This is a genomic window from Enterobacter cloacae complex sp. EB5 (assembly GCF_031432835.1).
Lineage (GTDB): Bacteria > Pseudomonadota > Gammaproteobacteria > Enterobacterales > Enterobacteriaceae > Enterobacter > Enterobacter hormaechei_C.
In genome coordinates this window covers 1,557,637-1,569,814 of sequence record NZ_CP133860.1, presented here as the reverse complement: position 1 = coordinate 1,569,814, position 12,178 = coordinate 1,557,637, and the positions used below count along the sequence as shown (strand labels likewise).

General features: G+C 53.1%; 8 protein-coding genes, 1 tRNA gene and 1 rRNA gene. 5 read left to right on the top strand and 5 right to left on the bottom strand.

Features of this window, described 5'->3' with window-relative positions; translation table 11 throughout:
- Nucleotides 1-22: 22 nt before the first annotated feature.
- The 3 genes from phnC to RHN82_RS07515 all read right to left on the bottom strand — a co-directional run bounded on the left by phnC (nt 23) and on the right by RHN82_RS07515 (nt 1,810).
- Complete coding sequence (gene phnC, locus RHN82_RS07525; protein WP_003860210.1) at nt 23-811, bottom strand: phosphonate ABC transporter ATP-binding protein; 789 nt, start codon at nt 809-811, stop codon at nt 23-25.
- 136 nt (nt 812-947) lie between these two features.
- Nucleotides 948-1,394, bottom strand: coding sequence for a VOC family metalloprotein YjdN (gene yjdN / locus RHN82_RS07520; RefSeq protein WP_047052257.1), 447 nt, complete (start codon nt 1,392-1,394; stop codon nt 948-950).
- A gap of 80 nt (nt 1,395-1,474) precedes the next feature.
- Nucleotides 1,475-1,810: a zinc ribbon domain-containing protein YjdM gene (locus tag RHN82_RS07515; RefSeq protein ID WP_003860206.1), complete on the bottom strand. Its 336-nt coding sequence runs from the start codon at nt 1,808-1,810 to the stop codon at nt 1,475-1,477.
- A gap of 591 nt (nt 1,811-2,401) precedes the next feature.
- Here RHN82_RS07515 and crfC point away from each other — a divergent pair.
- The gene (gene crfC / locus RHN82_RS07510; protein ID WP_047052259.1) at nt 2,402-4,756 is read left to right on the top strand and encodes a clamp-binding protein CrfC; all 2,355 of its coding nucleotides are present in this window, start codon (nt 2,402-2,404) and stop codon (nt 4,754-4,756) included.
- Nucleotides 4,753-5,631 (top strand): diguanylate cyclase regulator RdcB family protein, encoded by an 879-nt coding sequence (locus RHN82_RS07505; RefSeq protein ID WP_047052260.1) that lies wholly within the window; start codon nt 4,753-4,755, stop codon nt 5,629-5,631. Before crfC ends, RHN82_RS07505 begins: the two co-directional genes overlap by 4 nt.
- A gap of 33 nt (nt 5,632-5,664) precedes the next feature.
- Here RHN82_RS07505 and kdgT read toward each other — a convergent pair whose 3' ends face one another.
- Nucleotides 5,665-6,657, bottom strand: a complete 993-nt coding sequence (gene kdgT, locus RHN82_RS07500; RefSeq protein ID WP_047052262.1) for a 2-keto-3-deoxygluconate transporter — start codon at nt 6,655-6,657, stop codon at nt 5,665-5,667.
- Nucleotides 6,658-7,303: 646 nt separating this feature from the next.
- Here kdgT and proP point away from each other — a divergent pair.
- A complete protein-coding gene (gene proP / locus RHN82_RS07495) occupies nt 7,304-8,806 on the top strand; it encodes a glycine betaine/L-proline transporter ProP (protein WP_047052264.1) in 1,503 nt (500 codons plus the stop codon).
- A 32-nt stretch (nt 8,807-8,838) separates the two neighbouring features.
- Here proP and RHN82_RS07490 read toward each other — a convergent pair whose 3' ends face one another.
- Entirely contained in the window at nt 8,839-9,792 is a 954-nt protein-coding gene (locus tag RHN82_RS07490; RefSeq protein ID WP_047052266.1) for a nickel/cobalt transporter, read from the bottom strand.
- 502 nt (nt 9,793-10,294) lie between these two features.
- On the opposite strand from RHN82_RS07490, the gene RHN82_RS07485 reads away from it, so the two are divergent.
- Nucleotides 10,295-11,836: ribosomal RNA gene (locus RHN82_RS07485) — 16S ribosomal RNA — on the top strand.
- 84 nt (nt 11,837-11,920) lie between these two features.
- A tRNA-Glu gene (locus tag RHN82_RS07480) sits at nt 11,921-11,996 on the top strand.
- Nucleotides 11,997-12,178: the final 182 nt, after the last annotated feature.

Below are 12,178 nucleotides of genomic sequence, written 5' to 3'. Positions count from 1 at the left end.
TCCATTCCTCGTTATGGGGACGTTAAGCAGCCTGCGCGCGCTCTTCGACGCGGTTTACGCTGCGGTAGAGATGATCGAAACGTTCGTTATCAAACTGGTGGCTTGCGCCATCGAAGAACACATGGCCCTGACGCAGGGCGACGATGCGCTCGCAGTAGCGCAGGGCGTAATCCACCTGATGCAGCGTCACCACCACGGTGATGCCGTCGTTCTGGTTGATGTCGCGCAGGGTTTCCATCACGATGCGGGCGGACTCGGGATCCAGCGAGGCGATAGGTTCATCGGCCAGAATGATTTTGGCTTTCTGCATCAGGGCGCGGGCGATGGCGACGCGTTGCTGCTGTCCGCCGGAGAGGGTGGAGACGCGCTGGTGGGCGAAATGCGCCATGCCGACGCGGGTCAGCGCCTGTAGGGCTTCTTGCTTCTGGGATGGGGAGAACCAGCGCAGGCAGGTGCGCCAGAACGGGGTGCTGCCGAGCGCGCCAATCAGCACGTTCTCGAGCACGGTCAGGCGGTTCACCAGGTTGAACTGCTGAAAGATATAGCCCGTCTGGGCGCGGCTTTTGCGAATATCGCTCGCCAGACGCCCCGCATGTTGCACGGTGTTACCCAGCAGTTCGACGCGGCTTTCCGGCGTTTTGTCACAGGTAATCAGGCCGCTCAAGTGACGAAGAAGGGTGGATTTACCTGAACCAGACGGCCCCAACAGCGCCACCATTTCGCCCTGCTGGACGGTCAGATCAACGGCATGCAGCGCCTTGTTGTGATGGAAGGTTTTGCTCAGTTTCTCGACGCGAATGACAGTTTGCATGTGCCGGGCCTCACGATAAATGTGGCCTCATGCTGGCGCATCAATATGACATTTGGGTTAAGTCTCGGTTGCGGGAATTTGAAGAGTTGAGGGGAGTTTGATGACAGGCGGAGGCAGACTGCCCACCGCCCGAAAATTAGTGCTGCTGCTTAACGACGTTAATCATCCACGGCACGCCGTATTTGTCGGTGACTTTCCCGAATCCGTGCGCCCAGAAAGTCTCCTGCCAGGCCATTTCCACATTGCCGCCATCAGAGAGGTTGTCGAACCAGCGTTTGCCTTCATCCACGTCCTGCGTGTCGAGCACCAGCGTAAATCCGGCGTACTGCGCGCTGCTGCCGGGTGGCAGACCATCGCTCATCATGATATCGCTGCCGGCAATGCGGACGTTAGAGTGGGCGATGGCGGTATCTGGGAAGTTCATGCCTGACGGACAGCCTTCTTCGCTGTTTTCGCTGTTTTCGTCTTTGGGCATTTCGCCGAAGGTGATTTTGTAGAGGAGCTCTGCGCCGACGGCCTGCTGATAGAAGGCGGTCGCCTCCGCACAGTTGCCGGCGAAAGAGATGTAGGGACTTAACGGCATAATCTTTACCTCACGTAAGAAAAGCCCGTTAAGTGTAGTTCCCGAACGCCCGGTAAGCGAAGCGTCACCGGGCGGGTCAATCAGTTCTTTTTCACGAACTCAGATTTCAGTTTCATCGGACCGAAGCCGTCAATTTTGCAGTCGATATTATGATCGCCTTCAACCAGACGGATATTTTTGACTTTAGTGCCGATCTTCAGCATGGAGGAGCTGCCTTTTACCTTCAGATCTTTCACAACGGTAACGCTGTCGCCGTCTGCCAGCAGGTTGCCGTTCGCGTCTTTCACGATCAGCGCATCGCTGTCCTGTGCAGGCTCCGCGTCGTTCCATTCATGGGCGCATTCCGGGCAAACGAACATGCCATTGTCTTCATAGGTGTATTCAGAATTGCATTTCGGGCAGTGTGGAAGTTGCATGTGGGTATCCTCAAAAGTGTTAACACGCTGGAAAACGCCAGCTAAATGACGGCAGTGTGCCGAAAAAGGCAGCGAGTATAACGCAAATCCCCACTTTTGTCGGTGATATTGTTTTATAAAAATAGCGCATAAATGCGCAAGCGATGACACAAACTGTCAGTGAATTAAGGGAAGCGTATGCCCTGAACGGCAGCGATCGTAATCATGCTAAATGTATCGAATATTTTATTACAGCAAATTGCTACGCTGTGCCATTTCGGATAAGGTGAAGGAACAAGCCGTTATTTATCTTACCTCTTCTGACGACATACATCTTTTGGCGTCAGGGAATACCTCTCTTTTTTGGTGGGTAAATAACGATGATATATCCTGATGTTTCCTGAAAATGCGTTTTGTCTATTCACTTTTGGCTTTCTGGCCAGGGGATGTTTTACACGTATTACGAGAGTGGGTTTTAAATTCTCATTATCTTCAGTTAGTTGTATTAAATGAACATGTTTTCCATACGTGATCATATAAGCCTGAAAAGTATAATTAAAACATCGTGGCTTAATAAAAGTAATAAATTTGCGTTAAGGGAAGGCTTTTATCATGCACACACAGACCATATTTGAATTAAGCCAGGAAGCTGAACGTTTGTTACAGCTCGCGCTGAACAATCTTGATTCATTAAAATCTATGCCGATTGCAAAGCTGGATAGCACAACCGCTGCCATGAGCGGCGTTAATAACAACGTTTTGCCATTACATTTTAGCGCACGGGGTGTCGACGCTCAGCAGGCGATGCTGAATAACGAATTACGCAAAATAACCCGCCTCGAAATGGTACTGGCGATTGTGGGTACCATGAAAGCGGGAAAATCGACCACCATTAATGCGATTGTGGGCACGGAGGTGCTGCCGAACCGCAATCGTCCGATGACGGCGCTTCCCACGCTGATCCGCCATACGCCGGGCCAGAAGGAGCCGGTGCTGCATTTTTTGCACGTTTCGCCCATCGATACCCTGATTACCCAGTTGCAGAAAAAACTGTGCGATAAAGATCGCGGCAAGCTGGCGCGGCGTCTGGAAATCGACAAGGACATGAATACGCTGCTGGAGCGCATAGAAAGAGGTGAGGCGTTTGAAAAACATCACCTTGGCGCGGAGCCCATCTTTCATTGTCTGAAAAGCCTGAACGATCTGGTGCGGCTTTCTCAGGCGCTGGGCGTGGAGTTTCCGTTCTCTGAATATGCCGCGATTGAACATATTCCGGTGATTGAGGTGGAGTTTGTGCACCTCGCCGGTCTGGATGCGCACCTGGGGCAACTGACGCTGCTCGACACGCCGGGGCCGAACGAGGCTGGTCAGCCGCACCTGCAAAAAATGCTCAGTGAGCAGCTGGCGCGCGCCTCCGCCGTGCTGGCGGTGATGGACTACACCCAGCTTAAATCCATTTCTGATGCGGAGGTTCGTCAGGCAATTTCGGCCGCCGGGAAATCCGTGCCGCTTTATGCCCTGGTCAATAAATTCGATCAGAAAGATCGTAACAGCGACGATGAAGAGCAGGTGCGGGCGATGATTTCCGGCACGCTGATGAAAGGGAATATTTCTCCGGGGCAAATTTATCCGGTCTCTTCCATGTGGGCCTATCTGGCAAACCGCGCCCGCTATGAGATGAACGTTCATGGGCGCCTTCCCGATCATCAGGATCAGCGTTGGGTACAGGATTTTGCCGAGGCCGCGCTGGGCCGCCGCTGGCGAACGGCCGACCTGGACGATATTGACCATATTCGCCATGCGGCGGATCTGCTGTGGGAGGATTCGCTGTTCGAACAACCCATCCGCAAACTTATTTACGCGGCTTACGCCAACGCCTCGCTGTTCGCTTTGCGATCGGCATCGCATAAGCTGCTGAACTATGCGCAAAATGCCAGAGAATACCTGGATTTTCGCCATCAGGGACTGACGGTCGCTTTTGATGAGCTGGAGCTGAATATTACGCGCCTGGAAGAGGATATGACGATGCTGCGTCAGCGGCAGAGCGTGGTGAGCGATGAGGTCCAGCATGAAGTTGAAGAGGCGCTCAACGCAACGGATGCTTTCCTGCTTCGCCAGAAAGGTGAACTTCACCAGGCGCTGGGCGACATTTTTAGCCGTCCGTCTATTCTTGATTTAGCAGGGCGCGAGCCATCCAGTTTGCGTGCAGACGACGCGGATGCGATCCAGCAGCTGGTGCTTGACGATGAAGGGCAGGCGCAGATTGTCCTGAGCAAAATCCGATCGTCATGCGAGCAGATTATGCTGAATGCGCAGAGCAGAATTGGCCGGGAGCTGGCGTTACGCTTCGATCAGCTGGAGTCTACGCTCGCCCGATCGTTGAATGAGGCGATGCGCCCTATCGAGACGCGAATCAAGGAGCAGCTCAGTCATGCCGGATTTCGGGCGCGGATCAGCTTCCCGGCGTTTCAGGCGAACCAGCTTAATTTCAATACGCGCGGCTTATTTAATGATGCCATTGTGCAGGATACCCCTCCCGCCAGTCAGCCCGCAGGGGCAGGCAGCGTACGTAATACCGTCTCGCGCTGGCTCAATAATCCCGGCTGGGGCTGGGAGGAGTATGTCGTGACGCGCACACGCTATGTCATCGACATCGCTCAGCTTCATGGCAAATTTACGCAACATACCGATCAGTTTTGCGATCAAATTCGTAAAGCTTTGGCCGCGCAGGTCGATGTCTCTGTTACGGCAGGTATGGCAACGTTCTTTGCAGAGTTTTCGTTGTGCCTGACCGGGTTACAGGAAAGCTTGCGTGATAGCCTTGCCGTGCGGCAACAGAATGAGCATTCAACCCGGGCGCTTAGCCAGTTGTTGAAGCAAAGTATGACCACTGCGGCGTGGATTCAGGAAGATACCCGACTGTTACGCGATGATATTCAAACCTTATTCGCGGCAGAGCAACCATGACAACACAGCTACTGGACGGTCCCGGGCGGACGCTGGAGTGTATTCATCCAAAATTTATGGTCGATTTGGTCCAGGGGGCGGACGCTGCACGTCACGCCCTCCTGGGGCCACAGCAACTGCAATTTCGTGAGCGTTTGACGCAGGAGATCATTACGCAGACCCGGCTGCGACCGTGGGCAATGGCGGGAATGCTCAACGAAAATGCAGCGCTGCGGCTGGGTCTGGCGGAGAAACTGACCGGTATGCTCGACCCCGGACACCTTGCGCTGACCCGTATGTCCGACAGGCTGGTAGCCCTGCGCCAGCAGGTGAATCCACGCCTCCCTCAACCACCCGGATTGTTGCAGCAGTACGAGGAGCTCTCCGCACATTTCAACCAGCGTGCCGCCTATAAAGAGAAAGCGCTCGCGCAGCGCGGCCTTACGGTTCAGGCGGGTGAGCACAGCGAGCAAATTTTTACCCGCTGGCGAGCCGGGCAGTATGACGGCTGGTCGCTGGCTGGCCGCTGCTTTATCGTGCTGGAAGAGTTGCGCTGGGGGGCGTTTGGCGATGCCTGTCGTCTGGCGAATAGCGATGTGGCGGCCATGCTGAAAGATAATCTGCGCAGCATGGCCGCAAACTATCTGGCTCAGGGGATTAATGCTTCTCCCACCACCCGGCATTTTTACCATCAGTGGCTGACGACGCCCGCTTCTCCCGGTCTGATTGATTATAAAGATATGCTGGGCTGGCTGGGGGACTGGTGTCAGGCGGATAAACATCCGGTGAGCTGGTCAGTGACGCAGAGCTGGCAAACGGTCGCGCTGGGGATGCCGAGACTCTGTTCGGCAAAACGGCTGGTGGATGGCATGGTGGAAGAGATATTTGGTACGTGATTGCCCCCTCTTTGTAAGGAGGGGGCGAAAGGGTTAGTGGTGCATTTCTACCGCTTCAGGTTCTGTCCGGGACTCAGGCACATGCCCAAAGCGTCTGGCGTACAGTGCCGTGATGACTGGGACCAGAATTGCCGTCACAATCACGCTGGCGGCAACCAGAGCCGTGGCGGAAGCGGCTACGGGTTCAAAGGCCGGGTTAATCTGGGCGATAATCACCGGGTTGGCTACCGCAGCGCCTGCGGCCGAAGAGGCGGCCACACCCGCGGTTCCGTTGCCGCCCCCGATGACGCGGTCTGCAATAATCAGCGGAATACCCGTGATGACGATGACGGCAACACCCAGCACAATGCCCAGCAGGCCGGTTTCCAGAATCACATTCAGGTTGATGGTATTGCCCAGCGCGAAGCCGAAGAACGGGATCAGTACCGGGGTGGCTTTGCTGAAGAAATCGCGTAGATCGTGATCGAGGTTACCCAGCGCAAAACCAATCAGGAACGGCAGGATCGCCCCGACAAAATGGTGGAGTTCAAAGGAGGCAAGGCCAGCAGAACCCAGAATCAACATCGTCATCAGCGGACCCGACTCCAGGGACATCAGCACGAACGCGCCCGATTCTTCTTTGGTGCCATATTGATTCATCAGGCTGGCATAGAGACCGCCGTTGGTCATATCCATTGCTGAGACAATGGCCAGAACGGATAATCCGGCGAAGAAGCCAGTCTGAATTCCATTCTCCGGAATGAACATCGCACAGATCATCGCAACAACCCAGGCGACCGCAATTTTAGTAATGACCAGCGTCCCTGATTTACGTAATACCGTACCTGTTGCACGCAAGTTAATAGATGCGCCGATGCAAAAGAACCAGACTGCCAGAATCGGTACCGTTCCGGTGATCATACCTTTTGTAAAACCGCCAAAATAAGCACCGGTATTCGGGGCCAGCGTATTTAATATCGCGCCAAGTACCAGCGGGACCAGCATCATCCCGCCCGGGATGCGTTCTATAGTTGCTTTAATCTTCATCATTAACCCTCACATCTCGCCCGCGTGGCTGGCGGAAATCTCAAAAATTAGATCAACAAATTCAAATGATTGCCTTTTCTGGGGCCAATCGATTCGTTACTTATGCTGTAAAGCGAAATTCAGGCGTTCAGTATTCCTTCATTTGAAAGCCGCTGAGATATCGTGTTCGGATTTATCATGCGATCTTTGGAATTGTGATTCAATGAAAATAAAACATTGTTTTAGTTATCTTCGTCACATATTGAATGGAAACAGGTTTGCCCACGGTTAATAATTAAATTTTGTGTAAATTCGCTGTGAAGAAATGTGATTACATTTTGTTTGGGGAGGAATAATAACGGGCGTTAAGATCTGTTTGATAAGGGGGTTGAGAATGACCTTATTAATCGTGAATTGACAAAAGCTGAAGGCAACTTACGAACAGGAAAAATATATGTGAAGTTGATCACATATATAAACGCTGGTAGGGTAAAAAGGTCTTTAACTGCCCAGACAGGCGTCAACAGGTTCGGTTGTATTGAGGTAAAACGTCAATGTAAGTAAACCTGCTACGCTTGAATAAGGAGATTCGCATGGAGCGGATCTCTGGTTCACAGCTTGCAAAATGCGCTGTGAAACGGACGGGGCTGAGTCTACGAGGAAAGCTATGCTTAGAAGGAAAAAGGTAAAACCCATCACGCTGCGCGATGTCACCATTATTGATGACGCGAAACTGCGCAAAGCGATTACAGCGGCCTCGCTCGGTAATGCGATGGAGTGGTTCGATTTTGGTGTTTACGGCTTTGTGGCCTATGCACTTGGTAAAGTGTTCTTCCCCGGTGCCGATCCCAGCTTGCAGATGATTGCCGCGCTGGGTACGTTCTCCGTTCCCTTCCTGATTCGCCCTCTTGGTGGTCTTTTCTTCGGCATGTTGGGTGATAAATATGGTCGCCAGAAGATCCTGGCGATTACCATTGTCATCATGTCGATAAGTACATTCTGTATCGGCCTTATTCCGTCGTATGCGACTATTGGTATATGGGCGCCGATTCTGCTGTTGATCTGTAAGATGGCGCAGGGCTTCTCCGTTGGCGGCGAATATACCGGCGCATCGATTTTTGTAGCCGAATATTCTCCGGACCGTAAACGCGGCTTTATGGGCAGTTGGCTGGACTTTGGTTCGATTGCCGGATTCGTTATGGGCGCGGGGGTTGTGGTTCTGATCTCAACCGTAGTGGGTGAAGAGAACTTCCTTGACTGGGGCTGGCGTATTCCGTTCTTCCTGGCGCTGCCGCTGGGCATCATTGGGCTTTACCTGCGTCACGCCCTGGAAGAGACGCCTGCGTTCCAGCAGCACGTTGAAAAGCTGGAGCAGGGTGACCGTGAAGGGTTACAGGATGGCCCGAAAGTATCGTTCAAGGAGATTGCGACCAAACACTGGCGCAGCCTGCTGACCTGTATTGGTCTGGTGATTTCCACCAACGTCACCTATTACATGCTGCTGACCTACATGCCGAGCTACCTGTCGCATAACCTGCACTATTCGGAAGACCACGGTGTGCTGATTATTATCGCCATCATGGTGGGTATGCTGTTTGTGCAGCCGATTATGGGTCTGCTGAGCGACCGCTTTGGCCGTAAGCCATTCATTATTCTCGGCAGCGTCGCCCTGTTCGCACTGGCAATCCCGGCCTTTATTCTGATTAACAGCAATGTGCTGGGGCTGATTTTCGCCGGCCTGCTGATGCTGGCGGTGATCCTCAACTGCTTCATCGGGGTGATGGCTTCTACGCTGCCGGCAATGTTCCCGACGCATATTCGCTACAGTGCTCTGGCGGCAGCCTTTAATATCTCCGTTCTGATTGCGGGCCTGACGCCGACGCTTGCTGCTTCACTGGTGGAGAGCACGCAGAACCTGATGATGCCTGCTTATTATCTGATGGTCATTGCGGTGATCGGCCTGATTACCGGTATTACCATGAAGGAGACGGCGAATCGTCCGCTGAAAGGGGCAACGCCTGCGGCGTCTGATATTCAGGAAGCGAAAGAGATCCTGCGTGAGCACTACGATAATGTAGAGCAGAAGATTGAAGATATTGACGCAGAGATTGAGGCGCTCCAGAAAAAACGTTCTCGCCTTGTTGATCAGCACCCACGAATTAACGAGTGATAAAAAACCCGCCGCTGGCGGGTTTTCTTTTATTAGCATCCTGCGGCGATGTAGTCGCCGCCAGCGCTGACGGGGATCACTGTCAGGAACAGGATCGTCGCGAACAGTATCAGAACAATCCCTCCGGCAATTTTGACCATCGGCATTACCCAGTTCAGGGACGTGCCGCCACCAAACCAGGCGACTGTGCGTTCACGCGCGTAACGTACTGCCAGCGACAGCCCCATAATCGACAGCGCCGTGCCCAGTGACATTGTCATCACAGCAGCAATCCCCCAGCTAATAATGCCGAGCGCATTCGAGAACATCAGGATCATAATTGCCCCGCTGCACGGGCGTGCGCCAATGGCCAGCACCACGCCCAGACGGGTTTTCCAGTCGCTTTTAGCCAGATCCACCCCTACGCCGTGATGGCCGCAGCCACAGCGTTCATTATGCTGGTGAAGCGGCTTGATGGCGCTAATCGCCATTTTGCGCGGACGCAGGCTGCTGAGCGCCTGATAAATGATAAATGCACCGAAGGCGGCAATCAGTAGGGCGCTGATTTTCTCGACGTACCAACGGCTGGTGCTGATATCTCCTGACGCGAGGTTCAATCCAACCGCCAGGATAAAGACAAAGACGATCGCGCTGACGCCCTGCATCAGGCTACCGATAAACGGTACGACGCGCGCCGCGAGCTGGCTCTCTTTATTGGTAGTGAGATACGTGGTGACGATGAATTTGCCGTGTCCCGGTCCAACGGCATGGAGGACACCATAAAGAAACGCACCGGTTAACAACCACAGCCCACCGCTGTACTGATGATTATTAAGTTGCAGCAGATACATCACCAGATATCGGTGCAGGGTGATCTGGGTGGCGAGGCACCACTGAATAAAAGCATTCCAGTGTGTATGCAGTGCAAAACCTGCCATAAGTAACGCCAGCACGGCGAGCCCGGCGGTTGGGAGACGCCAGTCACGTTGAAGTCGTTGTGTCGTCATGAGGTTGACCCGCGAGAGAAATATTTGCCGCTAGTATAGTGTTCAAATCGCTGGATCACACCGGGATCGTCAGTGGGTTGTGGATAAGTCTGTGCGTAAAAAGGTATAAAGCGGGGTTTTGCTGGGGAATACAGCAGTCAGTCATTTTTTTGCAACTTTTCTGTTGCGGTCGCTCGGGAACTCCCTATAATGCGCCTCCATCGACACGGCGGATGTGAATCACTTCACAGACAACCCGGTCGGTTGAAGAGAAAAAATCCTGAAATAACGGGTTGACTCTGAAAGAGGAAAGCGTAATATACGCCACCTCGCAACGGTGAGCGAAAGCCGCGTTGCACTGCTCTTTAACAATTTATCAGACAATCTGTGTGGGCACTCAAAGTGACATGGATTCTTAACGTCGCAAGACGAAAAATGAATACCAAGTCTCAACGAGTGAACACGTAATTCATTACGAAGTTCTTTTCTTTAGAAATAAAGAAACATTGAGCATCAAACTTTTAAATTGAAGAGTTTGATCATGGCTCAGATTGAACGCTGGCGGCAGGCCTAACACATGCAAGTCGAACGGTAACAGGAAGCAGCTTGCTGCTTTGCTGACGAGTGGCGGACGGGTGAGTAATGTCTGGGAAACTGCCTGATGGAGGGGGATAACTACTGGAAACGGTAGCTAATACCGCATAACGTCGCAAGACCAAAGAGGGGGACCTTCGGGCCTCTTGCCATCGGATGTGCCCAGATGGGATTAGCTAGTAGGTGGGGTAACGGCTCACCTAGGCGACGATCCCTAGCTGGTCTGAGAGGATGACCAGCCACACTGGAACTGAGACACGGTCCAGACTCCTACGGGAGGCAGCAGTGGGGAATATTGCACAATGGGCGCAAGCCTGATGCAGCCATGCCGCGTGTATGAAGAAGGCCTTCGGGTTGTAAAGTACTTTCAGCGGGGAGGAAGGTGCTGAGGTTAATAACCTCAGCAATTGACGTTACCCGCAGAAGAAGCACCGGCTAACTCCGTGCCAGCAGCCGCGGTAATACGGAGGGTGCAAGCGTTAATCGGAATTACTGGGCGTAAAGCGCACGCAGGCGGTCTGTCAAGTCGGATGTGAAATCCCCGGGCTCAACCTGGGAACTGCATTCGAAACTGGCAGGCTAGAGTCTTGTAGAGGGGGGTAGAATTCCAGGTGTAGCGGTGAAATGCGTAGAGATCTGGAGGAATACCGGTGGCGAAGGCGGCCCCCTGGACAAAGACTGACGCTCAGGTGCGAAAGCGTGGGGAGCAAACAGGATTAGATACCCTGGTAGTCCACGCCGTAAACGATGTCGACTTGGAGGTTGTGCCCTTGAGGCGTGGCTTCCGGAGCTAACGCGTTAAGTCGACCGCCTGGGGAGTACGGCCGCAAGGTTAAAACTCAAATGAATTGACGGGGGCCCGCACAAGCGGTGGAGCATGTGGTTTAATTCGATGCAACGCGAAGAACCTTACCTACTCTTGACATCCAGAGAACTTTCCAGAGATGGATTGGTGCCTTCGGGAACTCTGAGACAGGTGCTGCATGGCTGTCGTCAGCTCGTGTTGTGAAATGTTGGGTTAAGTCCCGCAACGAGCGCAACCCTTATCCTTTGTTGCCAGCGGTCCGGCCGGGAACTCAAAGGAGACTGCCAGTGATAAACTGGAGGAAGGTGGGGATGACGTCAAGTCATCATGGCCCTTACGAGTAGGGCTACACACGTGCTACAATGGCGCATACAAAGAGAAGCGACCTCGCGAGAGCAAGCGGACCTCATAAAGTGCGTCGTAGTCCGGATTGGAGTCTGCAACTCGACTCCATGAAGTCGGAATCGCTAGTAATCGTGGATCAGAATGCCACGGTGAATACGTTCCCGGGCCTTGTACACACCGCCCGTCACACCATGGGAGTGGGTTGCAAAAGAAGTAGGTAGCTTAACCTTCGGGAGGGCGCTTACCACTTTGTGATTCATGACTGGGGTGAAGTCGTAACAAGGTAACCGTAGGGGAACCTGCGGTTGGATCACCTCCTTACCTTAAAGAACCTGCCTTTGTAGTGTCCACACAGATTGTCTGATGAAAAGTAAATAGCAAGGCGTCTTGCGATTGAGACTGTACGTCCCCTTCGTCTAGAGGCCCAGGACACCGCCCTTTCACGGCGGTAACAGGGGTTCGAATCCCCTAGGGGACGCCACTTGCTGGTTCGTGAGTGAAAGTCACCTGCCGTCATATCTCAAAACTGACTTGCGAGTCATGTTTGAGATATTTGCTCTTTAAAAATCTGGATCAAGCTGAAAATTGAAACGACACACAGCTCATGTGTGTTCGAGTCTCTCAAATTTTCGCAACCAGAAGTGAAACATCTTCGGGTTGTGA

Excerpts from the sequence above, each read along its gene's own strand:
- phnC (WP_003860210.1), bottom strand. The coding sequence starts at position 811 with ATGCAAACTGTCATTCGCGTCGAGAAACTGAGCAAAACCTTCCATCAC.
- yjdN (WP_047052257.1), bottom strand. The coding sequence starts at position 1,394 with ATGCCGTTAAGTCCCTACATCTCTTTCGCCGGCAACTGTGCGGAGGCG.
- RHN82_RS07515 (WP_003860206.1), bottom strand. The coding sequence starts at position 1,810 with ATGCAACTTCCACACTGCCCGAAATGCAATTCTGAATACACCTATGAA.
- crfC (WP_047052259.1), top strand. The coding sequence starts at position 2,402 with ATGCACACACAGACCATATTTGAATTAAGCCAGGAAGCTGAACGTTTG.
- RHN82_RS07505 (WP_047052260.1), top strand. The coding sequence starts at position 4,753 with ATGACAACACAGCTACTGGACGGTCCCGGGCGGACGCTGGAGTGTATT.
- kdgT (WP_047052262.1), bottom strand. The coding sequence starts at position 6,657 with ATGAAGATTAAAGCAACTATAGAACGCATCCCGGGCGGGATGATGCTG.
- proP (WP_047052264.1), top strand. The coding sequence starts at position 7,304 with ATGCTTAGAAGGAAAAAGGTAAAACCCATCACGCTGCGCGATGTCACC.
- RHN82_RS07490 (WP_047052266.1), bottom strand. The coding sequence starts at position 9,792 with ATGACGACACAACGACTTCAACGTGACTGGCGTCTCCCAACCGCCGGG.